Origin of the sequence: Kribbella sp. NPDC023972 (assembly GCF_040639075.1) — a bacterium.
In the GTDB taxonomy this organism is placed as follows: domain Bacteria; phylum Actinomycetota; class Actinomycetes; order Propionibacteriales; family Kribbellaceae; genus Kribbella.
The window spans coordinates 60,233-84,928 of sequence record NZ_JBEZZH010000002.1 but is presented as its reverse complement, the minus strand read 5'-3'; the positions used below and the strand labels follow the sequence as shown (position 1 = coordinate 84,928).

15 protein-coding genes are annotated in these 24,696 nt (G+C 68.8%); 4 read left to right on the top strand and 11 right to left on the bottom strand.

The features are described 5' to 3' along the window. Positions 1-8 precede the first annotated feature (8 nt). Positions 9-1,121, bottom strand: a complete 1,113-nt coding sequence (locus AB0F43_RS09655) for a pyridoxal phosphate-dependent aminotransferase (protein ID WP_360473230.1) — start codon at positions 1,119-1,121, stop codon at positions 9-11. A gap of 63 nt (positions 1,122-1,184) precedes the next feature. Between AB0F43_RS09655 and AB0F43_RS09650 the strand changes: the two genes are divergently transcribed. Continuing rightward, the gene (locus AB0F43_RS09650) at positions 1,185-2,609 is read left to right on the top strand and encodes a PLP-dependent aminotransferase family protein (RefSeq protein ID WP_360473228.1); all 1,425 of its coding nucleotides are present in this window, start codon (positions 1,185-1,187) and stop codon (positions 2,607-2,609) included. A gap of 88 nt (positions 2,610-2,697) precedes the next feature. Here the strand turns inward: AB0F43_RS09650 and AB0F43_RS09645 are convergent, their stop codons facing one another. The 3 genes from AB0F43_RS09645 to topA all read right to left on the bottom strand — a co-directional run bounded on the left by AB0F43_RS09645 (position 2,698) and on the right by topA (position 8,849). Continuing rightward, complete coding sequence (locus AB0F43_RS09645; RefSeq protein WP_360473226.1) at positions 2,698-5,493, bottom strand: glycoside hydrolase family 2 TIM barrel-domain containing protein; 2,796 nt, start codon at positions 5,491-5,493, stop codon at positions 2,698-2,700. 134 nt (positions 5,494-5,627) lie between these two features. Next, on the bottom strand, positions 5,628-6,059 hold the full coding sequence (locus AB0F43_RS09640) for a transcriptional repressor (protein ID WP_360473224.1): 432 nt from the start codon (positions 6,057-6,059) through the stop codon (positions 5,628-5,630). 9 nt (positions 6,060-6,068) lie between these two features. Further along, positions 6,069-8,849: a type I DNA topoisomerase gene (gene topA / locus AB0F43_RS09635; protein WP_360473222.1), complete on the bottom strand. Its 2,781-nt coding sequence runs from the start codon at positions 8,847-8,849 to the stop codon at positions 6,069-6,071. A gap of 460 nt (positions 8,850-9,309) precedes the next feature. On the opposite strand from topA, the gene AB0F43_RS09630 reads away from it, so the two are divergent. After that, positions 9,310-13,002 (top strand): NPCBM/NEW2 domain-containing protein, encoded by a 3,693-nt coding sequence (locus tag AB0F43_RS09630; protein ID WP_360473220.1) that lies wholly within the window; start codon positions 9,310-9,312, stop codon positions 13,000-13,002. 7 nt (positions 13,003-13,009) lie between these two features. Next, the gene (locus tag AB0F43_RS09625; RefSeq protein WP_360473218.1) at positions 13,010-14,452 is read left to right on the top strand and encodes a class I SAM-dependent methyltransferase; all 1,443 of its coding nucleotides are present in this window, start codon (positions 13,010-13,012) and stop codon (positions 14,450-14,452) included. Here AB0F43_RS09625 and AB0F43_RS09620 read toward each other — a convergent pair. Then, on the bottom strand, positions 14,446-16,020 hold the full coding sequence (locus AB0F43_RS09620) for a GGDEF domain-containing protein (protein ID WP_360473216.1): 1,575 nt from the start codon (positions 16,018-16,020) through the stop codon (positions 14,446-14,448). The genes AB0F43_RS09625 and AB0F43_RS09620 overlap by 7 nt on opposite strands. A gap of 1 nt (position 16,021) precedes the next feature. Beyond that, on the bottom strand, positions 16,022-17,638 hold the full coding sequence (locus AB0F43_RS09615; protein WP_360473214.1) for a GGDEF domain-containing protein: 1,617 nt from the start codon (positions 17,636-17,638) through the stop codon (positions 16,022-16,024). A 196-nt stretch (positions 17,639-17,834) separates the two neighbouring features. On the opposite strand from AB0F43_RS09615, the gene AB0F43_RS09610 reads away from it, so the two are divergent. Beyond that, positions 17,835-18,566 carry a leucine-rich repeat domain-containing protein gene (locus AB0F43_RS09610; protein ID WP_360473212.1) on the top strand — a complete coding sequence of 244 codons (732 nt, stop codon included), beginning with the start codon at positions 17,835-17,837 and terminating at the stop codon, positions 18,564-18,566. Positions 18,567-18,663: 97 nt separating this feature from the next. Here AB0F43_RS09610 and AB0F43_RS09605 read toward each other — a convergent pair whose 3' ends face one another. From AB0F43_RS09605 to AB0F43_RS09585, 5 genes are all read right to left on the bottom strand, one after another. After that, positions 18,664-19,965: a cytochrome P450 gene (locus AB0F43_RS09605; protein ID WP_360474492.1), complete on the bottom strand. Its 1,302-nt coding sequence runs from the start codon at positions 19,963-19,965 to the stop codon at positions 18,664-18,666. A gap of 356 nt (positions 19,966-20,321) precedes the next feature. Continuing rightward, positions 20,322-21,116 (bottom strand): DUF2785 domain-containing protein, encoded by a 795-nt coding sequence (locus AB0F43_RS09600; protein ID WP_360473211.1) that lies wholly within the window; start codon positions 21,114-21,116, stop codon positions 20,322-20,324. A gap of 185 nt (positions 21,117-21,301) precedes the next feature. Beyond that, entirely contained in the window at positions 21,302-22,066 is a 765-nt protein-coding gene (locus tag AB0F43_RS09595) for a hypothetical protein (protein ID WP_360473209.1), read from the bottom strand. A 1-nt stretch (position 22,067) separates the two neighbouring features. Continuing rightward, entirely contained in the window at positions 22,068-23,066 is a 999-nt protein-coding gene (locus AB0F43_RS09590; protein WP_360473207.1) for an ATP-binding cassette domain-containing protein, read from the bottom strand. Between the two features lie 315 nt (positions 23,067-23,381). Then, positions 23,382-24,584, bottom strand: a complete 1,203-nt coding sequence (locus AB0F43_RS09585; RefSeq protein ID WP_360473205.1) for a DUF4142 domain-containing protein — start codon at positions 24,582-24,584, stop codon at positions 23,382-23,384. Positions 24,585-24,696 lie beyond the last annotated feature (112 nt).

Sequence of the window (24,696 nt, the reverse complement as noted above, 5' to 3'; positions counted from 1 at the left end):
CCCAAAGACTAGTCGGCGGCGTGGACAGCCTGACGCAGCGCCGTCGCCAGGGCATCGAGGGCTGCCTTCAGCTCGACCGGCGGCAGGAATCCGAACCCGAGCCGGAAGACCCGCGGCTCGTCGCCGAACCAGTCGCCGTCGGCCACGCGCACGCTCAGCTCCGCGGCCGCCTGACGGAACCGGTCGACCGCGACCGCAGGCTTCAGCCGGACGCAGCACAAGGCGCCGGCGTCGGGGCGGATCCACTCGACCAGGGTGTCGTTCGCGCGCACCCACTCCTCGGTCGTGACCAACGCGTCGGCCAGCCAACGGCGTCGCACGCCGAGGATCTCGTCCTCCTGCTCGAAGACACGGACGGCGAGCGCCTCGGTCAGCGGCGCCGCGCTCACGACGGTGTTGAACTTGGCGGTCACCATCCGGTCGACGAGCTCGGGGTCAGTGCTGACCAGCCAGCCGATCCGCAATCCCGCGGCCCCATGGCACTTCGACAGCGACGCGACCGACACCACCTTCGGGCCAAGGTGTACGGCGGTCTCCGCGATCGGATCATCGCCGTACGCCGCGGTCCGGTAGGTCTCGTCCACCATCAGGTACGCGTCGGGGCAGATGGCTGCCATCGCGTCGACGATCTCCTTCACAACGGCGCGATCGACCGCTACCCCAGAGGGGTTCTGCGGTGTCGCAAGGCTGACCAGCCTGGTGTCCGGCGTGAGGCGAGAACGGACGTGGTCGACGGTCAGTTGGTAGCCGTCATCGAAGGACAGCGGGATGACACGTACGTCGGCGCCCACGGACTCGTAGCAGTTGCGGGCCAGTGGGAACAGCGGCGCGGTCGTGACGACCTGGCCGCCGCGGTCCGCGACCAGATAGGCGAGCAGGAAGATCGCATGCATCCCGCCGACGGTGATGACGACCTGGTCGGGCCGAACGCCGTGGCGCTCGGCGATCGCGGTCCGCAGCCGCAGATCGCCGTACGCGGTGCCGTAGCCGAGCTCGAGCTCGCCGAACTCCGGGGTCAGTAGATCCGCCAGCCGCAGGTCCGGTCCGTAGCTGTCGCCCAACTCGTGGGTGGGCTGTATGTCGGTCAGGGACACGATGTCGTTGCGAGGAAAGGTGGCCATACCGCCATCGTCCGAGCCCGGGTCTGGTCACCCCAGAGCCAATCCGGCACAATTGGTTCGCGAATGAGACCAATCGAGGTGTGCGACCGTCTGGGCCGCTGGTCATCGGGCCGCGGCCCGCTGTACGTGCTGCTCGCGGCCCGGATGCGCCGGCTGATCGACGACGGTGAGCTACCGCCGGGCGCGCTGCTGCCGCCGGACCGGGCGCTGGCGGCGGCTCTGGCGGTCGGCCGGACGACTGTGGTCGCCGCCTACGAGCTGCTGCGCTCGGAAGGCCGGATCACTCGGCGACAGGGCAGCGGGACGCGCGTGGTGGGGAGCCGGCCGTCGGGGACCGTCGAGGATGCGCCGGTCGACCCGATCTTCCTGGACTCGCTGGAGTCTCGGGATGACGACGTACTGCTGGCGATCTGCGCCGCTCCCGGCGACCCACCGCCGCAGCTGGCCGAGGCCTACGAGCGGATTCTGCCGTCGCTGCGGGAGATCAGCGGTGACATCGGGTACTACCCGTACGGCCACCCGATCCTGCGGCAGGCCATTTCGCAGCGGTACGCCGATCGCGGCGTACCGACTGCACCGGACCAGATCCTGGTGACGAACGGCGGGCAGCAGGCGCTGTCCCTGTTGGCGCATGCGCTGCTCTCACCCGGCGACCAGGTGCTGGTCGAGGCGCCGACGTACCCGGGCGCGCTGGAGGCGTTCCGCGAGGAGGCCGCCGTACTGCGTGGGCTGCCGGTTGGTCTGGAGGGCTTCGAGGCCGCGGTGCGGGAACGGCGTCCAGGGCTGGCTTACGTGATTCCGACGTACCAGAACCCGACGGGTTTCGTGCTGTCCCCGCTCGTCCGGGAGCGGCTGGCACGAGCTGCCGCGGCGGCCGACGTACCGCTGATCGAGGACGAGGTGCCGGCGGATCTCGGCTTCCCAGGTACGTCGCAACCGGTGCCGATGGCGGCCTACAGCGATGCGGTGATCTCGATCGGCTCACTCAGCAAGAGCGTCTGGGGCGGTCTCCGAATCGGCTGGATCCGCTCACCCGCACCCCTGACCAACCGCCTCGCCCGCCTCCGCGCCGTCCACGACCTCGGCGGAAACGTCCCCGCCCAACTAGCCGCCGCCCACCTCGTCGACGAGCTGGACGAACTAGACCTGGCCACCGAGCTACAAACTCGCCACGACCACCTGCGCGGGTTACTCACCAGGCACCTACCGACCTGGCGCGTCCCATCCATCCAAGGGGGCCAGACTCTCTGGGTACGCCTCCCCCACGGCGACGGCAACTCCTTCGCCCAAACCGCCCTACGCCACGGCCTGGCCATCCTCCCCGGCTCCGGCCTCGACGTCACCGGCAACAGCGACCCCTACGTCCGCCTCCACTTCCGAGCCCGCCCCGAAGAACTCACCGAAGCAGTAACCCGCCTATCCAGCGCCTGGCACACCTACAACCCCCCGGCCGACCGGGTATCCCCCCGCCCAGCCATCGCGATCTGATCGCCTGACGTCACGTTCCCACCCTGACGGCGTGGTTCGGGGAGGGTTTCTGTACCGGATCGGGAGGAAACCCTCCCCGGCCCGTGGTCTAGCTGGTGAAGCGGAGCGACAGCCGCGCCGGGGCGGTTTTCAGTTTGTCGCGGTCGGGGAGGGCGGGGCCGCAGGCGGCTGTGCCTACGCCGGTTTGGGCGATGTCGAGGGTGACGTAGGTGGTGTCGCCTGGGGTCAGGTCGGCGGTGTGCTTGGCGGTCTCCAGGTCGTGGGTGGTCCAGTCGCGGACCGTGAGGCCGAAGAGGGTGCCGACGGCGTCGATCCGGACACTGCCGGTGGGCGTGGTGAGAGCGGCCCAGCGGGTGTCGATGCGGTGACCGTTCTCCTGCGGGCGGACGTACGGCGTCTGCAGCTCGGCGACGGTGGCCGAGTACTTGCCGACCGCCGCGGCCTCACGCGTGTCGACGTACGCCTCGTTCGGACCGGTGCCGAACCACTCGACCCGCTCGACCTTCGGCAGCTCGAAGGTGATCCCGAGCCGCGGGAGCACCTCGGGGAACAGGCCCTCCGGTACGACGTTCAGGTCCAGGACGACCGCACCGTCGACAGCGGTCCAGCGCCAGGTGCTGACCAGACCCCACTGCAGTTGCGGGGGTGCGGTCCGGGTGACGACCTCCCAGGCACCGTCGCGCTCACCCTGCGACACGATCCGGTGCTGCACCCGGTGCAGACCTTCCTCCCGCCAGGCGTTCGCCACCCCGGGGTTGGCGTCGTTGTCGATCGGCGCGCGCCACACATCCAGCCGAGCGTTCCGCACATCCCCGAAGCTGATCCCGCCAACGCCGGCCACCACATTCGTAGCCGGTGCACCGCTCACCTCGGTTGAATCAGCCGGCGCATCGAGCCGGACCTGGCCCCAGGCAATGCGATGTCCCGCCTCGGCCCACGACGTGGCGTTCGCCAGCGCCGCGGTCACCGTGACCCACGTCTCCGGGTTCGATGCATCCACCGCCGGCAACGACACAGTCGCCGTCTCGCCCGGCGCGATCGCCGGCACCGTCAGCTCGCCGGCGTCGACCTGCTCACCCTCGACCTCCACGACGTACGAGAAGGTCAAGTGGCTGGTGGCGAGGACCTCGTAGCGGTTGGTGATCGACACACCACCGTTGCCATCAGCAACGATGCGCAGCGGCTCGATCACCTTGATGTACTCGAGCATGCCCGGTGACGGCGTCCGGTCCGGGAACAGCAATCCGTCGCAGACGAAGTTCCCGTCGTGGATCGTCTCGCCGAAGTCACCGCCGTACGCGTAGACCTCGCGGCCGTTGATGGTCGTCCGGAGGCCGTGGTCGATCCACTCCCAGATGAAACCGCCCTGCAGCCGGGGGTACTTCTCGAACAGCTCGCGGTAGTCGAGCAGCCCGCCCGGCCCGTTGCCCATCGCGTGGCCGTACTCGCACAGGATGAACGGCAGGTTCTTGTACAGCGACGGGTCCGCGCCGATCTCGGCGAGCCGCTCCGGCGCGGTGTACATCTGCGAGGCGATGTCCACGAACTCGACCTCGGTGTCGCGCTCGTAGTGCACCGGCCGGGACGGGTCGATCTCCTTCGCCAGGTCGTACATGGCCTTGAGGCTCTCGCCCATCCCGCACTCGTTGCCGAGCGACCAGATGATGATCGAGGGGTGGTTCTTGTCCCGGTGGACGGTACGGCGCATCCGCTCGACCAGGTCGTCGCGGAACCGCGGGTCCATCACCGGGTTCGGCAGCTTCGGCGGCTCCGGCTCGTAGCCGAACCCGTGGGTCTCCAGGTCGCACTCGTCGATCACGTACAGGCCGTACTCGTCACACAGCGACAGGAAATGCGGGTGCGGGGGGTAGTGACTGGTCCGGACCGCGTTGATCCCGGCCTGCTTCATCAGCAGTACGTCGTCCAGCATGTCCTGCTCGGTCAGCGCCCGGCCCCGGTCAGGGTGGAACTCGTGCCGGTTGACCCCGTTGAACAGCACGCGGTTCCCGTTCACGGTCAGCACACCGTCGACGATCGCAACGGTCCGGAACCCGATCCGGAGCCGCACCTCACCACCCTCGGTCCGCAGCACACCGTCGTAGAGGCGAGGCACCTCGGCGCTCCACGGCTGCACACCCTCGATCCGGGTGTGCTCGCCGGTCGGGAGCTCCAGCCCGAGCTCGGGAACACTCACCGTGCCGGGAACGTCGGACTCCACGACCAGCGTGCCGGCGCCGTCGACGTGGTCGTACGCCGCCTTGACGAAGACGTCGGTGGGGGCGTCAGGACGCAGCGCGACCAGGTTGACCTCGCGGAAGATCCCGGACAGCCACCACATGTCCTGGTCCTCGACATAACTGCCGGCCGACCACTGGTGCACCCGGACCGCAATCCGGGCCTCGTTGCCGGGAGCAACCAAGTCGGTGAGGTCGAACTCGGACGGCAGCCGGGATCCGGACGACCAGCCGACCAGCTCGCCGTTCACGTGCACCGCGAACCGGGAGTCGACACCCTCGAACCGCAGCACCACCCGGGCGCCGGCCCAGTCCGCCGGGATCGTCACGGTCCGGACGTAGTCACCGGTCGGGTTGTCCGTCGGCACGAACGGCGGTTCGAGCGGGAACGGGTAGACGACGTTGGTGTAGGCCGGAGCGCCGTACCCGCTGAGCTGCCAGTGACCCGGGACCGCGATGGTGTCCCAGCCGGAGGTGTCCGGGTCCTTCAGGTCGTCGGGGGCGTCGGCAACGCTCGGCGACAGCCGGAAACTCCAGTCGCCGGTCAGCGGGAGCTTGGCCGAGTCGTCATCCAGCCAGGCACGCGGGGGAAGCACGTTGGCGCCGGGAGCAAAGTCCTCGACGTAGCTGTGGTCATGGGTCACAGACATCGACCCTAAGCCTAATTTGTTCATGAATCCACACCGATCAACAGATATGGACAGCCACCTCCTGGCCAGAATCGGTCGGTGGCGGCTTGTGCGACGACTGGCGCGTTACAACCCGCCAGTGGTGACACAAGCCGTCAGCGGCTGCAGTCGGCGCACACCCCGACCAGGGCGACCTGCTCGGGGGCGAGCTGGAAGCCGAGGTCGCGCTGGACCTTCTTCCGGGCGGCCTCGAGGATGTCGCCGGGAGCGTCGTACACGGTGCCGCACTCCGAGCAGCGCAGGTGCAGGTGGCGCGGGGCCAGATCACCGGCCAAGTGGTACGTCGTCCCGGCCCGGCCGAGGTGGACGTGGGTGACCAGGCCGAACTCGCCAAGCGCGTCCAGGGCCCGGTAGACGGTGGCGCGGTGGATGCCGGGGCGCAACTGCTCTGCCCGCTCGCCGATCTGCTCGGCGCTCAGGTGCTCCTCGGTGCCGGCGAGCACCTCGACCACCGCGAGGCGTGCCGGCGTGACCCGTTCGCCGCGGTCCCGCAGCCGCTGCGCGGTGACCTCGACCGCACTGGTCATGGGGCCCCCTCAGGACTTCTTCGCGGCCGTCTTCTTGGCAGTCGCCTTCTTGGCGGTTGTCTTCTTGGCCGCGGCCTTCTTGGTCGTGGTCTTCTTCGCCGCTGTCTTCTTGGCCGCTGTCTTCTTCGTGGCCGTCTTCTTCGCCGCGGACTTCTTGGCCGACTTCTTCACCGGCCCGCGGGCCCGCTTGTCCGCCAGCAGCTCGGCCGCCCGCAGCAGTGAGATGGTCTCGACCGAGTCGTCCTTGCGCAGGGTCGCGTTCGTCTCGCCGTCGGTGACGTACGGACCGAACCGGCCCTCCTTCACCACCACCGGCTTGCCCGACTCCGGGTCCTCGCCCAGCTCCTTCAGCGGCGGCGCCGCGGCGCGGCGGCCACGCTGCTTCGGCTCGGCGTAGATCTTCAGCGCTTCCTCGAGGGTGATGTCGAACATCTGCTCCTCGGACGCCAGCGACCGCGAGTCGGAGCCCTTCTTCAGGTACGGCCCGTAGCGACCGTTCTGTGCGGTGATCTCGTCACCGGTCTCCGGGTCCTTGCCGACCACCCGGGGCAGCGACAGCAGCTTCATCGCGTCCTCGAGCGAGACGCTGTCCAGCGTCATCGACTTGAGCAGCGACCCGGTCCGCGGCTTGGCGCTCTTCGGCGCGTCCTCCGGCAGCACCTCGGTCACGTACGGACCGAACCGGCCGGCCTTCGCGACCACCTTCAGGCCGGTGTCGGGCGCCGTACCGAGCTCGTGCTCGACACCCGCCGGCTGGCTGAGCAGCTCCTGGGCCTTGTCGACCGTCAGCTCGTCCGGCGGCAGGTCCTCCGGTACGTTCGCGCGCCGCTCGTCCTTGTCCTCGACGTACGGCCCGTAGCGGCCGACCCGGACCACGATGCCGGTGTCGTCGCCGCCGACCGGGAAGGTGGACATCTCCCGGGCGTCGATGTCGCCCAGGTCGTTCACCATCGAGTGCAGGCCCTCGAGCTCAGCGTCACCGAAGTAGAACCGGGACAGCACGCCCTCGCGCTGCAGGTCCCCGGCCGCCACCTCGTCGAGGACGTCCTCCATGGTCGCGGTGAACGCGTAGTCGACCAGCCGGGTGAAGTGCTCCTCCAGCAGCCGGACCACCGCGAACGCCAGCCAGGCCGGCACCAGCGCGGTGCCCTTCTTGTAGACGTACCCGCGGGCCTGGATGGTGCCGAGAATCGACGCGTACGTCGACGGACGGCCGATCTCGCGCTCTTCCAGCTCGCGGATCAGCGTTGCCTCGGTGTAGCGGGCCGGCGGCTTGGTCTCGTGCCCGGACGCCAGCACCTCGAGCGCGGCCAGCACGTCGCCCTCGGCCACGTCGGGCAGCCGGGTCTCCTGGTCGTCGGTCCCGGCGGACGGGTCGTCCGCGCCCTCGACGTACGCCTTGAGGAAGCCGTGGAAGGTGATCACCCGGCCGGACGAGGTGAACTCGCACAGCTCACCGGTCGCGGCGGGCGCGTCGATCTTGATCGAGACGCTGCGGCCTTCGGCGTCCTTCATCTGGGACGCGATCGTGCGCATCCAGATCAGCTCGTAGAGCCGGTACTCGGCACCGCTCAGCCCGGTCTGCGCCGGGGTCTGGAAGACCTCGCCGGCCGGCCGGATCGCCTCGTGCGCCTCCTGCGCGTTCTTCACCTTGGAGGTGTAGACCCGCGGCTTGTCCGGCAGGTACGACGCGCCGTACAGCTCCCGGACCTGGGCCCGGGCGGCGGTGATCGCGGTGTCGGACAGCGTCACACTGTCCGTACGCATATAGGTGATGTTGCCGTTCTCGTACAGCCGCTGGGCGATCTGCATCGTCTGCGAGGCGGACATGCCGAGCTTGCGGCCGGCCTCCTGCTGCAGCGTGGTGGTCCGGAACGGCGCGTACGGCTTACGGGTGTACGGCTTGGACTCGATCGACCGGACGGTGAACTGCGAGTCGCGCAAAGCGGTCGCCAGCGCGGTCGCGGTCTCCTCGTTCAGGTGGACCGTGTTCGGGCTCTTCAGCTCACCGGTGGCGTTGAAGTCGCGTCCCTGCGCCACCCGCCGGCTGTCCACCGAGACGAGCCGGGACGGGAACTGCCGGGGCGACCGGCCCTCACCGGCGTCGAGGGTGGCGTCCAGGTCCCAGTAGGACGCGCTGCGGAACGCGATCCGCTCACGCTCCCGGTCGACCACCATCCGGATCGCGACCGACTGGACCCGGCCCGCCGACAGCTTCGGCATGACCTTCTTCCACAGCACCGGCGAGACCTCGTAGCCGTACAGCCGGTCCAGGATCCGGCGCGCCTCCTGGGCGTCGACCAGGGACTCGTTGATGTCGCGGGCGCTGCCGACCGCGTCCTGGATCGCCTTCGGCGTGATCTCGTGGAAGACCATCCGCTTGACCGGGATCTTCGGCTTCAGCTCGTCCAGCAGGTGCCAGGCGATCGCCTCGCCCTCGCGGTCCTCATCGGTGGCCAGGTAGAGCTCGTCGGCGGACTTGAGCAGGTCCTTCAGCTTGCGGATCTGGGCCTTCTTGTCGGCCGGTACGACGTACAGCGGGTCGAAGTGGTCCTCGATGTTGACGCCGAGCCGGGCCCAGGGCAGTCCCTTGTACTTCGCCGGGATCTCGTCCGCACCCTTCGGCAGGTCCCGGATGTGGCCGAAACTGGACTCCACCACGTACCCGGACCCCAGGAAGCCGGCGATCATCCGCGCCTTCTTCGGCGACTCGACGATCACCAGGCGCCGTCCACCCGAAGATGATGAGCCGGCCGCCGCCGATGTCTTCGTCCCTGCTGCCCCTGCCACCGCGCTCCTTGCCTTAGCACTCTCGTCCTGCCGACAACGTCCGTGACCGGACGCCTGTTCCCCCGAGCACAGACCGACCCCGTCCGAGGACAGGGTACGGCCGACGGCAACGCATTTCTGAACGCACGGTAACCGGTACCGCCGTTCGTACACCTTTCAGGGCTTCAGAAAGTGTCCGGCAAGCCCGTTCACGGCGCGTCGCGGCGTGACCACCGAGCGCTCTGGGCCCCGTCCCATCCGCCCCCCATGTCGTGACGAGGGTACGCCGTTCAGCCACGTACAGGGGTGGCAAGCATCACAACCTGGACTCAACGGGCGACGTGGACCTCTGGGATTTGTGATGGCGGGTCTCAACTTCATGACGGCCGAGCTGATGACAAGGCGTCGTGCGTACGCTTCAATAACCGCATTCTTGTTCATAGATGCGTGAAATGAGGCACTCGTGAGCATCTTTGTCCGCATGAAACGTTCAGCAACCATCGCCGGCTCGATGCTGGCCCTGGTCGCCGGTGCCTTGCTCAGCGTGAGCGGTCCGGCCTCGGCCGAGCCCGCCGCCGGTGACACCGCGTTAGGCGACGTGAGTGGGTTCGCGGCCGACGAAGCGACGTACACACTGACCGCCGGTCAGGCGAAGGTGCGGGTCGTGTTCCTGAAGGACGACGTGTTCCGGCTCTGGCTGGCACCGGACGGGAACTTCACCGACCCGGCCAGTACGCCGCCGACCGACCCGGCCGAGCCGTCGTCGACCATCGTCACCAAGACGGACTACGGAACTCCGAGTACGTCGTGGCGGGATCGCGGCAGCTACTACTCGCTGTCCACCGGCAAGATCGAGGTCCGGGCGCAGAAGTCACCGCTGCGGTTCTCGCTCCACCGGGCGAACGGTCAGCTGGTCTGGGCCGAGACGGCGCCGCTGTCGTGGAACGACACCGCCACCACCCAGTCGCTGGGCCGCGGGCCGAATGAGCAGTTCTTCGGCGGCGGCATGCAGAACGGCCGGTTCTCGCACCGCGGCCAGACCATCAAGATCTCCCGCGACTTCAACTGGGAGGACGGCGGCAACCCGAACGCCTCTCCCTACTACATGAGCACCGCGGGGTACGGCGTACTGCGGAACACGTTCAGCCCCGGGAGCTACAGCTTCACCGACCCCGTCGTCACCAAGCACGACGAGAAGCGGTTCGACGCGTACTACTTCGTCGGCGACCTGAAGACCTCGCTCGACCGCTACACCGAGCTCACCGGTCGCCCGTTCATGCCACCGATCTACGGGCTCGAGTACGGCGACTCGGACTGCTACAACCGCGGTCACTACGCGAAGGACCCGGACTCCAGCAACGACTGGAAGGTGCACCCGGACAAGGTGACCACGCTGGACGCGGTGAAGATCGCGCAGCGGTTCAAGGACGAGGACATGCCGGGCGGCTGGATGCTGGTCAACGACGACTACGGCTGCGGCTACTCCGACGACACCGACTTCGAGCAGGTCGAGGGCACCTGGTGGGGCAAGCGGGAGATCCCGGCGCTCAAGCAGACCGGTGACGAGCTCCGGCAGCGCAACATCCAGATGGGTCTGTGGACGCAGTCCTCACTGGACCGCCAGCCGGCCGAGGTCGGCGAGGCCGGCGTTCGGGTCCGCAAGCTGGACGTGGCCTGGGTCGGTCCGGGCTACCGGCACGCGCTCAGCGCCTGCGACACCGCGCACGACGGTATCGAGCAGTACAGCAACGCCCGCGGCTTCGCCTGGATGGTGGAGGGCTGGGCCGGTGCCCAGCGGTGCGCGGTGCAGTGGACCGGCGATCACAGCGGCTCGCTGGATGCGATCAAGTGGCAGATCCCGGCAATCCACGGCTCCGGCAACTCCGGTATCGCGTACAGCGCCGGTGACGTCGACGGCATTTTCGGCGGTTCGCCCACGAGCTACGTGCGGGACATGCAGTGGAAGGTGTTCAATCCGGCCTTCATGACGATGTCCGGCTGGGCCACCCCGGCCTTCAAGCAGCCGTGGGCGTACGGCGACCCGTACACCTCGATCAACCGCAAGTACCTCCGACTGCGTGAGCGCCTGCTCCCGTACTTCTACTCGTACGCGGCCGAGGCCCACCGGACCGGTGCACCGCTGAACCGCTCGCTGGTGCTGGAGTACCCGACCGACCCGAAGACGTGGGACGACACCACGAAGTACGAGTTCCTGGCCGGCAAGGAGTTCCTGGTGGCGCCGATATGGGGTGCCGACGAGGTGAAGAACGGGATCTACCTGCCCAAGGGCAACTGGGTCGACTACTGGACCGGCCGGGTCTACCAGGGCCCGACCACGGTGAACGGCTACCACGCGCCGCTGGACACCCTGCCGCTGTTCGTGAAGGCCGGCGCCGTCGTACCGATGTGGAAGACGGGGATCAACACCGCGGCCGAGCAAGGCTTCGGCGACCGGCTCACCCTCGACATCTACCCGCAGGGCAAGTCGTCGTTCAGCTTGTACGAGGATGACCGAGTCACCCGGGCGCAGAAGTCGGCTCAGCAGGTCTTCACCGTCGAGGCACCGACACAGTCCCGCGGCGATATCACCGTGCAGATCGGCGCCAGCGTCGGCAGCTACACCGGTAAGCCAGCATCGCGTCCGTACGAGCTCACCGTCCACACCGGTACGGCGCCGCGCGAGGTCATCGTGGACGGGCGGAGTCTTCCCAACGGCCCGAGCGGTTGGGAGTACGAGAACGGTGTGGTCCGGGTGAACACCGCACGGATTTCCACCGCACGTGCCGCTGTCGTCCAACTGCTCGGCACCTCCTCGGTCGGCGGCCCGGATGTCGCGAACACCTTCGGCACGCCGGAGCTGGCCACGCCCTCGCTCTGGAACGCTCCCGGCCAGGCCACCGAGGTGACCGCGACCTTCCGCAACGACAGCCACACGACCATGAGCGGTGTGCGCCTCGACATCCAGGCCCCCAGCGGCTGGACCGTTACCGGAGCCAACACCTTCTCCAGCGTCGCACCCGGCAAGACGGTGACGACGAAACTGCAGGTGACCCCGGGCGCCGACGTGAAGCCGGCCGGCTTCACGCTGCAGCTGTCGGCCAGCTATGTTGCCCAGGGCAAGAGCTACACCAACTCCGCGACGGCGACCGCGCAACTGCCGTACGCGTCGTTGTCGCAGGCAGCCAACGTGGTCGGCATCAGCGACGCGTCGACGTACGCGCGGGGCAACTTCGACGGATCCGGTAACAGCTACAACGGCGAGGCGCTGGCCGCCGCCGGCTACACGCCGGGCGCCAAGGTCACCGTCCAGGACGCCGAGTTCACCTGGCCGGCCGGCGGACCGGGAACGCCCAACCTGGTGAAGAACCAGTCGGCGCCGATCCTGGTCTCCGGCACCGGCTCGCACCTCGCACTCCTGGGCGCCGGCGCCAGTCTCAACGCTCGTGGAGCGGTGACGATCATCTACACCGACGGATCGCAGTCACAGGGCACGTTCCAGTTGCCGAACTGGTGTTGCCAAGACCCGGCCACCGGCGGCGCCAAGCTCGCCGTATCGGTGAAGGGTCGCTACACCCAGGCGGGGCTGAGCAACACCACGACCGACTACCGGGTCTTCTACACCGCCGTACCACTGGATCCCGGGAAGACGGTCAAGGCGATCAAGCTGCCCGGCGGCGGACTCGGATTCTTCGCCGCCACGGTCGCGGACAAGCCGTTGCCACCGGCACCTACTGGTGAGAAGTGGGTGAGCGATCTGGAGTTCCTCGACTCGACGAACGGCTGGGGGCCGGTCGAGCGCGATCGAAGCAACGGCGAGGACGGCGCGGCCGACGGCCACCCGATCACCCTCGACGGGATGCAGTACGCGAAAGGCCTGGGTACGCACGCACCGTCGACGGTCAGCGTCCGGATCGGCGGGAACTGCAGCACCTTCACCGCGAAGGTCGGCGTGGACGACGAAGTGGAGGACCGCGGCAAGGTCAGCTTCAAAGTCCTGGTCGACGGCGTCGCGAAGTACACCTCCGACCTGCTCACCGGAACCTCACCGACGGCTCCCGTCTCGGTCGACGTCACCGGCGGCCAGACCCTCACCCTCCAAGTCACCGACGGCGGCGACGGCATCACCAGCGACCACGCGGACTGGGCGGAGGCGAAGGTGACCTGCAACCCATAATGGCTGCATGAAAGAGCTGACGGGGACCGATGTGGACGCACTGCGGCAGGCGTTCACGGCAGCCGGCTACACCGTCGAAGGGGTGGCCGGCCGGCTGGGCCCTCAGGCCAACGGTGCGCTGGCCCGCAACGAGACGACTCTTGCGGGCCGGCGCACCGGGTCCGGTGACGCGCTGGACACGATGATCCGGTTGTTCCTGCTGCAGCGCGCCGTACCGGAATCCCTTGTTTTGAAGGCCTTTCCCGGTGTCGACCTGGTTGCTCTGGGCCTCGTCGAGACGTCCGGCGGTCAGGCGCGGGCGCGTCTCGACGTCCGGCCCTACGCCGAGGACGACCGGGAGTGGTGGGTGGTCGCGGACCTCACGCCCGGACTGGACGGACGGCGCGAGCCGATGCGGTCCGACTACGTGCTGGGGATCGCCCCGGCCAGCCTGAGCCTGATCCACCTGACCGTGCCGATCAAGGCCGAGCGTGCCCTCGACATCGGCACCGGCTGCGGGATTCAGTCGCTGCACCTGGCCGACCGGGTCAACCAGGTCGTCGCCACCGACGTGAACCCGCGCGCTCTCCAGCTGGCCCGGTGGACGGCCGCGCTGAACCGGGTCGAGCTCGACGTCCGCGAAGGCAGTCTGTTCGAGCCGGTACGCGGCGAGCGATTCGACGTGATCGTCAGCAATCCGCCGTACGTGATCTCGCCGGGGGACGGCCGGTTGACGTACCGCGAGACCGGGTTCGCCGGTGACTCCGTGGTCGAGCAGCTGGTGCGACAGGCGCCGTACCACTTGACCGAGGGTGGCTGGTGTCAGCTGCTTGCGAACTGGACCTGCGTCCGCGGTCAGGACTGGCGCGACCGGATCGCCGACTGGACCGGCGATCGGTCGGCATGGGCGGTGCAGCGCGAGCAGCTCGACCCGTCCGAGTACGTCGAGCTCTGGCTGCGGGACGCGGGTCTGCACGGGTCCCCCGAGTACACGGCTCGGTACGACGCCTGGCTGCGCTGGCTGGACGAACAGGGTGTCGAGGCGATCGGCATGGGCTGGATCACCATGCACAACGTGCAAGGGACGCTCGAGGCCGAGGAGTGGCCGTATGAGATCGAGCGGCCGATCGGTCCGCACGTACTGCGGCGGTTCGAACGCTCGGAGGGGATGCCGGACGACCTGACCGGGCTGCACCTGATGGTGGCTGACGACGTGATCCAGGAGACGAGCGGGCAGCCGGGTGCCGAAGATCCGGCGTCGATCGTGCTGCGGCGGCAGCGTGGGATGCGGCGAGCCGAGCAGGCGGACACTGTGCTGGCCGGCTTCGTCGGGGCTTGTGACGGGGACTTGAGCGTCGGGCAGATCCTGGCCGCTCTGGCCGACCTCCTTGACCGGCCGCTGACGGACGTACTGCGGGACTACCTTCCGCAAGTCAGACGCCTTGTTGTCGAAGGGTTCCTGGACTACTGAGTCCGCTCTTGAGCCCGGCGCCGGCGCTTGTCGGCGTACATGCGCCGGTCGGCCTCGGCCAGCAGCTCGCTGACCGCCGTACCGTCGGTGCTGCTCGCCTGCCCAATGCTCAGCCGAAGCAAGGCGAACCACGGCTCCTGCGCCGTCACCGCGACCCGGTCCGCCGCTGTCCTGATCCGCTCGACCAGCTCACGCGAACCACGCTCGTCCGGCTTGTCCAGGATGACGACGAACTCGTCACCACCGGCTCGCGCCACCAGGTCCTCGGCCCGGCACTGCTCGGTCAACAGTTGCCCGACTCGTCGCAGTACCTCGTCACCGCAGGCATGCCCGTAGCTGTCGTTGATCACCTTGAGGTTGTCCACGTCGATGGCGATCACCGCCACCGACCGGCTGGTGTCGTGCGCGACAGACATGCGCTCGTCGAGGGCGCGGCGGTTGCCCACACCGGTCAGCGGGTCCTCGCGTGCGGCCCGCCACTCCGCGTCGTGCCTGATCGAGAGCTCATGGTTGGCCAGTGCGGACCGTACGGCGTACAGACCGCGCAACCGCTCGGCCCACCAGCCTCTGGTGATCGCCCGCGCGTACTGCAGCCCAGTGACCGCGCCGGCGTCACCTGACTCCGCGACGATCTGCACTGCCGTGTGCCGGACCAGGGCCTCGACCGGCGGATCGGATGTCGGCGGCAGGTCACTCCCGGCCCGATGCGCGGCTTCTGCGGCGTCCTCGAGCCGGCCCAGAGTGGCGTACGCCTTCGCCAGGTAGGCACCCGCGATCGCGGCCAGCTCCAGGTCGCCCAGCTTGACCAACTGGTCCCGGCAGTCCTTCAGGATCACCACGGCCTCGGCCGCGTCGCTGTCGTCGTTGCTGGCGGCCAACCACATCCGCCCGGCGATCGGCCAGTACCCGAGCAGGTCGTCGCGGACGATCACCTGAACCGCTTCCCCAGCCCACCGGTGCGCTTCCCGCCGGCGCTCGCGGACCTCCTCGTCGTGCGACGGATCACCGAGCCGCTCGAGCTCGTGCGCCCAGCGCAGGTTCGACTCGGCCAGGTTGAGCCGGTTGATCGCCGGCGCCTCGGGCAACTCGAGCGGATCGTGATCGCCCTCGGCCGCGAGCTCGAAGTGCGGGATGCACAACTCGTACAGCCGGAGCAGGTCGTAGGCGTAGCCGAGGCCGGTGTGCGCCCAGCCGGCCAGGCCGAGGTCGCGGGTGCGGGACAGCGCGTTCTCGGCGGCGACCAGGTCGGCGACCGAGTCACCGCCCTCGCCGGTACGGATCAAGGTGACGATCCGGATCGCGATCGCGTTCGCCTCCCAGCCGGGCTCGTCGATCGCGCGGGCGACCCGGATACAGGCGTCGACCGCGTCCAGCGCCTCGACCGCGTCAGTGGCGTGATGGGCCGCGACGGCACGCACGTACTCGGCGGCGGCCCGCTCCGGACTCGGCTCGGAGCCGAGCTCGGCCAGCAGCCGGTTGAGCTCGAGGGCGGCCTCGGCCGGATTGCCGGACTGGGCGCGCGTCATCGCCGCCGCGATCCGCGCAGTCACCCCCGACGTGTCGCGCACCTCACAACCCCCTGTCGCCCCACCGCCTGCGGCGCTTGTCCTCGTACAGCCGACGGTCCGCCGTGGCGATCAGCTGATCCACCCCGACGCCTTCGGCCGTCGCGGCGTACCCGATGCTCAACCCCAGCCGCCCGAGCCACGGTTTCGTGGCCGCCGTCGCAATGGCCGCGGCCGCGGTCCGGATCCGTAGCGCCAGTCGGGCACCGCCCTTGGCGTCCGGCTGGTCGAGCACCACGATGAACTCGTCGCCTCCTGATCGAATCACGGCATCGGTGGCTCGCGCCTGTTCTACCAGCAGATTTGCCACAACCTGCAGCAATTCGTCCCCGGAGGCGTGCCCGTAGGTGTCGTTGACCACCTTCAGATCATCGACATCGATGGCCAGCACCGTCACCGCGCGCCCCGAGTCGCGGGCCGCGGTCAGCCGCTCGTCCAGCGCCCGGCGGTTGCCGATCCCGGTCAGCGGATCCTGCCGGGCCGCGTGCCACTCCGCGTCGTGCCGGGCGGAGAGATCATGGCTGGCGAGCGCATGCCGCACGGCGTTCAGCGCCCGCTGCCGCTCCTTCCACCAGCCGCGCGCGACCGAACGCGCGTACTCCAATCCGGTCAGGGCTCCCTGCTCACCGGCGGCCGCCGCGATCTCCGAGCGGGTCTGCAACACCAGCACGTGCGTGGCCGGATCCGCCAACGGAATCAGGTCAGCCGCGGCCCGATCGGCCGCCGCCCTGGCCTCGTCGTACTTGCCCGCGGCCTGGAGAGCTCTGGCCAGATAGACGCCCGCGATCGCCAGCCGCTCCGTCTCACCGAGCTTCGAGATCTCGTCGCGGCACTCGGTCAACTCGGCGACCGCGGCTGCCGGGTCCTCGATGGTTGCCGCGGCCGCTATCCACAGCCGGGCGCTCAACCTCCAGAACTCCTGGCTCTCGTCGTCGACGATCACCCGCTCCGCCGCGCGCGCCCAGTACGCCGCCGACGCGAGCCGCTCCTGGATCTCCTGCCGGTACGACGGATCACCGATCCGCTCGAGCTCGTGAGCCCAGCGCAGATAGGTCTCGGCCAGGTTCAGCCGATCGATCGCCCTTGACTCGGCCAGCTCGAACACGTCCGCGTCCAACTGGGTGGCGTGCTCGTAATGCGGAATGCACAGTTCGTAGAGTCGTAGGACGTCGTACGCGTAACCGAGGCCGGTGTGTGCCCAGGCGCTCAGGCCGGCATCCTTGGTCCGGTTCAACGCGTGCTCGGCGGTGACCAGATCCTTGACCGTGTCCCCGCCCCGGCCGCTGCGGGCCAGGTTGATGATCCGGATCGGCAGCGCGTTCGCTTCCCACCCCGGCTCGTCGATCGCCTTCGCGACCGCGACACACGCATCGACGGCCTTCAACGCCTCATCCGCGTCACTCGCATGGTGGGCCGTGACACCACGCACGTACTCCGCCGCCGCCAGCTGATAGCTCGGCACACCACCGAGCTCCGCCCGAATCGCCTCGATCTCGGCGGCCGCGGTCGCATGCCCACCCGACTGGGCCGATGTCATCGCGGCGGCGATCCGGGTCGTCAACGCGTCACCCATCGCCATCTCGCCACTACCCATAGCCCGCCGGCGGCCTTCCTTCTCCACACCCGCACCTCGGGCCGGACCGCCCATTGTGACCACCCACCCCAATCCCTGTCACGACCCGAACCCGCCCCAACCACCCAGCGCCACCCAGAAACTACCCACAAGCACGACAAATACCCCCGCACCGCGACGCCTGCCCGCTGCCGTTGTGCTGGCGGCGCGATCGGCGTACGGCTGGAGCCCTAAGATGCTTGGGATGTCGGCTCGGAGCGTGAACCTCGGCGGGACCGGAGTCAGCAGGTTGGATCCTGGGATCCGCGAGTACGTCGGTCTGCGCGAGCTGTACCTGCACGAGAACCAGCTGACCAGCCTGCCTGACTGGGTTGGTGACCTAACTGAGCTGCGGATTCTTGATCTCAGTCATCAGCCGTTGAAGGTGCTGCCCGATTCGCTGGGGCGGCTGCAGCAGCTCGAGTTCTTGTACGTGAGCGACCTCGCGATCGGCGAGCTGCCCTCGTCGCTCGGAAACCTGTCAGCACTCCTCTACTTGGGGGCCACCGACAACGGCCTCACCTCAGTGCCCGAGTCGCTCGGTCGCCTCGGGAACCTGCTCGAGCTCCGCCTCTACGGCAACCGCCTCACCGAGCTCCCCGACGCGTACGGCGACCTGCACGCGCTGCGAGAGCTTCACCTCGACCGGAACGCGATCGAGCGCCTGCCCGCGACCTTCGACCAGCTCACCAACCTTCGCGTGGTCAGCCTCCGGGCCAACGCCCTGATGGAGTTCCCGGTCCAGCTGAGCCGCCTCCCGCTCCTTAGGCACCTGGATCTGCGAGCAAACCACCTCACCGGCCTGCCTGACCTGCCCCCAACCGCGTTCCCGGCGTTGGAGAAGCTCGACCTCCGCTGGCTGGACCTCCCCGTCGTCCCCGAATGGGTCCACGCCCTCACCACCCGAGGCTGCGCCGTCTACCGCACCGCAGCCTGACGTTCAGCCGACGCGTACGCCGTACTAACAGAACACCGTCGCACCCTCGTCCACCGCCTCGAGCGCGAGGGCGACGTACTCGTCGCGCGGCTGCACGTCAGCCGGCGACCTGTTCGGCGGGGTTGGCGTGGAGTTGGACGGGGAGGGTTTCGACGCCGTAGACGATGGAGAAGTCGCGGAAGCGCAGCTGCTCCTCCGGGACGGCCAGGGCCAGGTCGGGGAAGCGGTGTGCGAGGGCCGTGAAGGCGGCGCGCAGCTCCATCCGGGCGAGTTCGGCGCCGACGCAGCGGTGCATGCCGTGGCCGAAGGCGAGGTGGGCGGCGGGTGCCCGCCGCGGGTAGAAGTCCTCGGCGTCGAGGCCGAACACCTGCTTGTCCCGGTCGGCGCCGGACAGCGACACCGCGACCAGGTCGCCCTTTTTCACCTGCTGGCCGAACAACTCCTGGTCGTGCCGCGCGAACCGCGGGAACGCGACCTGTACGACGGTCAGGTACCGCAGCAGCTCCTCGACGATCGCGTCGACCGCGCCGGGCTCGTTCCGGATCCGCTCGAAGTTCGCTGGGTCGCGCAGCAGCACCAGCGTGCCGAGCGCGAGCATGCTCGCCGATGTCTCGTACCCGCCGAGGAACACCCCGTCGGCGAGGCCGCCCAGCTCGATGTCGTCGATGGTGTCGCCGTGCTCGCGGATGATCGACCCGATCAGCCCGTCACCGGGCTCCTTGCGCTGTTTGCGGACGATCTCGAACAGGAAGTCCCGCGACTCGCTCGCTGACCCGAACACCCCGATCCCGCCGCCGGACAGGTCGAACCGGGCCGGTCCGAGGGCGCGGAACCGGTCGCGGTCGGACTCCTCGACGCCGAGCAGGTCGGCGATCAGCAGGAACGGCACGTTGAAGGCGAAGTCCGAGACGATGTCGACGACCGGGCCCTTGGCCTCCATCAGGTCCAGCTGGTCGTTGACGATCTTCTCGATCGCCGGCTCCAGCCTGGCCAGCCGGCGCTTGGTGAACTCCGGCGTCAGCAGCTTGCGCAGCCGGGTGTGGTCCGGCGGATCGGTGAACCCCAGGCCGCCGATCCCCTCCGACGGCTTGTTCGGGTCCGAGCCGACCAGCGGCCGGATGTCGTTGCTGAAGTTCGCGGTGTCGGAGAGCACGGCCTTCGCCTCGGCGTGGCCGCTCACCACCCACACGTTCAACCCGAACAGATGGGCCAGTCTGTGCACCGGCTCGGTCTCGCGCACCCGTCCCAGCGCCGGGACCGGGTCGACGCCGACGCGACGCAGCGGCATCGAGACCTGACGGGGGACTATCCGCATCTTCGACAAGTCAAGACCACCCTTGCGGGTGGTCCTGTTCAAGATCCGGCTGCCGACCCATTTCTTCAGGTATGTCACAACCATGACTTCCACGCGCCCTCTCTGGACTGCTGCCCCCGACGGCTTTTCATCAGCTAGAAAACTAACGTCGCCACGGACCAGATCCGATGGTGTTGGCACTACTGCGGTAGTGGCGTTGGCACCACCATGGGAGGGGGCCACGGCATTGCCAGCACAGACGATCCCACGGACAAGGGTTCCGCTTCCACCGGAAACCACCTGTACCGTTCCCTGGACCGCGGCACGTCGCATCTCGGGGACAGTTCAGGGAAGCCCTATCCGAAAGTCGCAGGTGCCATCCACCCCAGGTCTGACGCTCGGCCGGTCCCGAGTTTCCGGAAGATAGTTTGCGCTGGGTGGCAGTAATCCTCCGGAAAGCGTCAGAGGTAGTACGGCGTGACGATGCGGATGACGTCGGCCAGCTTTGTCTTGACCTGATCGCGGTGCGGGATCCGGGTGAGCGTGGCGCTGCCGGAGAGCCGGAAGCCGTGGTCGATCAGGAAGTACGTCGCGCGCAGCGTGCGGATGGTGTTGGTCACCTCGGGTGTGATGCCTTCGACCGGTGGAACCGACAGCACGCGGAGGGCGGGGTCGAGCCAGTCGGTGACGTCGGTCTCGGTGAGGTCCGCACGGGTGAGTGTGGCCGCGAGAGCGTAGCCGAGGCGGTCGTCCTCCAGATCGCGCAGCACGTGCGGCGTGGGCGTCAGGAGGCGGCCGATGCCGAGGCGGAGCATCTGCACCGGCTCGACCGCCGGATGCAGGCCGAGTGTCCCGAGCAGGTCGGCGCCGTGGGCAACCGCGTGCAGCCAGCCGAGTTTGGCGTCGTACCCGCGCAGATCCTCCTCGGCGACGTACCAGCGCTCGAACCGCGGCACCCAGCTCGGCTCGAACACGCCGGCCGACACGATCGAGTCGAGGATCAGCGGCGCGAACGTCCGCGCCTGCGGCTCCGGATCGGCGAACCGGGTGACCATCTCGTCGCCGAGCCCGCGGAGCTGGTCGGTCGACAGGACACCACGGCCGATCCAGGTCGCGAGTACGGCGTACGCCTGGGTGTCGCGGATCACCGGATCGGGTGAGCGCAGCAGGCCGGACAGCTCGGCGACGAGATCGGTGAGCGGACGATCGGTCGGGACGGCGTAGCCGTCGGCGCGCACCCGCGCCCAGTCGGTCATGCGCGGCAGGCTAAACGTTTCCCACCCGGCCCGCCACCCCGGCCCCGGCTTCCGGAACGGGGAACGGCCCGTGGTCCATCCGGTCTCCCGGATGTGCCACGGGCCGTAGCGGCCAGGACCCCTCAGCCCGACCGTGCCACGCGCCCCCGGCCAGGGCCCCTCAACCACGACCGGGGTCGTTCTTGTCAGGCGTCGCGCTTGCTCGCGCTCACCAGGGCGATGATCAGCAGGCCGAACGCCCAGGCGGCGAAGTACACCAGTGCCCACCACGGCGACAGCGCGGTGGAGGCGCCCGCCGCGTCCGCGCCGGCCAGGCCCATGTCCTGCCCGCCGTTGAGGAACTGGTTCGCGTTCGTGAACGGCGTCCACTTCTGCAGGTCGTCGCCGATCTTCGGGATCAGCGGCAGCAGGCTCTCCACCAGCAGCGGCCAGAGGATCAGGATCGCGATCGCGCCGGCGCTCTGCCGGATCAGGATGCCGACCGCGATCGCGAACACCGAGGAGAGCGCGTAGACGAACGCCTGCCCGAACATCAGCCGCCACTCGGCCGAGGTGTTGATCGCCATGTCCGCGCTGGGTGCCAACAGGTTGCCGATCGCCCACGAACCCCAGGAGGCGGCCAGGCCGACGACAGCGGCCAGGGTGCCGACCACGAGGGTCTTGTTCAGAAGCAGGGCGGCACGCTGCGGGACCGCCTGGAAGCTGGTCCGGATGGTGCCGAAGCGGTACTCGGTGGTGACCGCGAGCGCAGCCATCACCATGATGACCATCTGCCCGAGCCCGACGCCGAACTGCGTCATCGCCGGTGTCACCTGGGCCTCGTCCGGCCCGGTCGCGAACCCGGTCGCCAGCGCGGCCAGGCCGATGGCCAGGACGGCCGCGATGATCATGCACCACCACGGCGACCGGGTGGAGAAGAGCTTGATCCGCTCGACGGTGATCAGCGACATGTCAGTTGTCCTCCTTCGGACCCGAGGCCACCTCGACGCCGGTCGGCGGCGCGAGGTTCACGTCGCCGACGTGGGCGAGCTCGTCGTGGGCGTGGTACTGGACCGAGTCACCGGTCATCTGCATGAACGCCTGCTCCAGCGAACCGCGCTGCAGCGACAGCTCGTGCAGCACGATGCCGTGCGCCGCGGCCGCCTCGCCGACCTCGTCGGTGGTCAGGTCGCCCTCGACGAACAGCACCTTGCCCTCGTTGTCGACCTCTTCGATCCGGGTGACCAGCTGCTGCTGGTGCAGTACGCCGGCCAACTGGTCCAGCTGCGGGGTCCGCACCTTGACCGTGGTGCCGCTGGCGCGGTCGACGAACTCCCGGGTGGAGCTCTGCGCGATCAGCTTGCCGCGGCCGATGACGATCAGTTCCTCGGCGGTCAGCGCCATCTCGGACAGCAGGTGGCTGGAGACCAGCACGGTCCGGCCCTCGTCGGCCAGCCGGTGCATGAAGGTGCGGATCCAGACGATGCCCTCCGGGTCGAGGCCGTTGACCGGCTCGTCGAAGAGCAGCACCTCCGGGTCGCCGAGCAGCGCGCCCGCGATACCGAGTCGCTGCGACATACCCAGCGAGTAGGCACCGGCCCGCTTGTTCGCGACCGAGGTCAGGCCGACCATCTCCAGCGCCTTGTCGACACTCGACTTCGGCAGTTTGTTGGAGGCGGCCATCCAGGACAGGTGGGCCCGCGCGGAGCGGTTCGGGTGCACCCACTTCGCGTCCAGCAGCGCACCGATCTTGGTCAGCGGCTGGTGCAGGTCGCGGTACCGCTGGCCGTCGATCCGGACGTCGCCGGAGGTCGGGGTGTCCAGTCCGAGGATCATCCGCATGGTGGTGGACTTGCCGGCCCCGTTCGGGCCGAGGAAGCCGGTCACCTTGCCGGGTTTCACCTCGAACGACAGGTTGTCTACGGCAACGGTTGCGCCGTATCGCTTGGTGAGGCCCTTTGCCTCGATCATCGCCGTACTCCTCGTTCGGTGGCGCGCCATCTGGTCGTCTGAGCGGGCTGTGTCGCATTCAGTATCGAGGGCTGACCCGTCCTGAGCATCGGACCCGGGGCGGATCCGGTGTGTCCACCCGTGGGTTGATTCTGCCGTCCGGCCGGCTCGCACTGCCATCGGTTAAAGCCCTGACCACGACCCCGACGATCCCCTATCCGGGCGCGGTCCACATCAGCCGAAAGTCGAAGTACGCCGGTACTTCGGGATACGGGCCGTTGAAGATGGAAGTCACCACCGAATGGCGGCGACGTGTGATTTCAACACGAAACGGCTTCAATCCAACGGAACGCCGTACAGCACCAGGTTATGGGTATAGCGGCGGGCCGAGTGGTCGTACGAGCCGATGCAGGTGACCAGCGCCAACCGCGGCTTCGCAGCACCGCGGAACAGGTCGGAGGGCAAGGCTTCCTGCGGATAAGTGCGGCGAGCCACGATGCGGTACCAGTGCACGTCTCCGTCCCCGGATGTCACCGCGACTCTGGCGCCGATCCGCACTTCGGACAGCGCGGCGAACACCCCGCGCCCGCGGCCCGAGTCCACATGGCCCGCAAGCAGCACGGTGCCACCGGCCGAGCCCGGCGCCGCACCTGCTGCCCACCAGCCCACGTCGGCACGCGACTTCGGCACCTGCAACTGGCCGTCGCGCGCGGTCGCTACCGGCATCACCGGCGCGTCGAGGTAGCCGGGCAGCGCCAGCCGGACCGGCGGAATGGCTGCTTCCCGGTCCGCAATCGAAGGGCCGGCTTCCGGGACCTCTCCGGTATCACCGGGCTGCCCGCCGAACACCATCGCGAGCGCTACGCCCACCGCCGCGATTCCCAGCAGGCGTCGCCGCGGCCGGATGTGCTTGCCGGCCAGGAGAAGCATTCCGATCCCGAACAGCACCAACCCTGTCCGCGAGCGTATCCGCTGGGCTTCCGCCACCTGGCCGCCGTCACCAGTGGGCACTGTCGGGGAGCCGGTTTCGGCGCGACAGGTGCCTGCCACCATGCGCAGATGCATCTGGACCACGGGTTTGGCGCCGTTGGCCACTGACTCGACGGCAGGCGAGGCGGCTTTTGGCAGGTCGCCCCCGATCAGCGACAGGTACCGCCGGTGCTCCTGCCGCTGCAACGCCAGCCAGGCGGCGTCGTACCCAGAGGTCCCGGCTTTGGCGGCGAGAGCAGTGAGCTGCTGACGCTGGGCCGACGAAGGTATGGTCACCAGCCCGATGCCGAGACGACGGGCGACCTCGACCTCCTGCGCGGCCAGTCTGCGATGGTCACGTTCCATCAGGGCGCCGACGCGCCGCACGCACGAACTCCGGCCATGGGTCTTGGCGGCCTCGCCGGCCTGGATGATCGTCAGGTTGATCTGGTGGGCTGCGTTGAGGTAGTTGACATCCGGTTGCGTCGGCGCCGCGTGCCCCGGCTGGGCCGCAGCCAGCACTCCCGCCACGACAAGAAGCAGAAACGCCGACAGACGGGCAGTCGCCATGTGCCGGGAAGGAGCAGAGCCGTTGTCCTGTCGTCGAGGCACCCTACCTCCCTGCACCGGCCGAGACCTCTGGCGTCATTCGTCGTACCGACGACACTAAGGCGGTGGACTG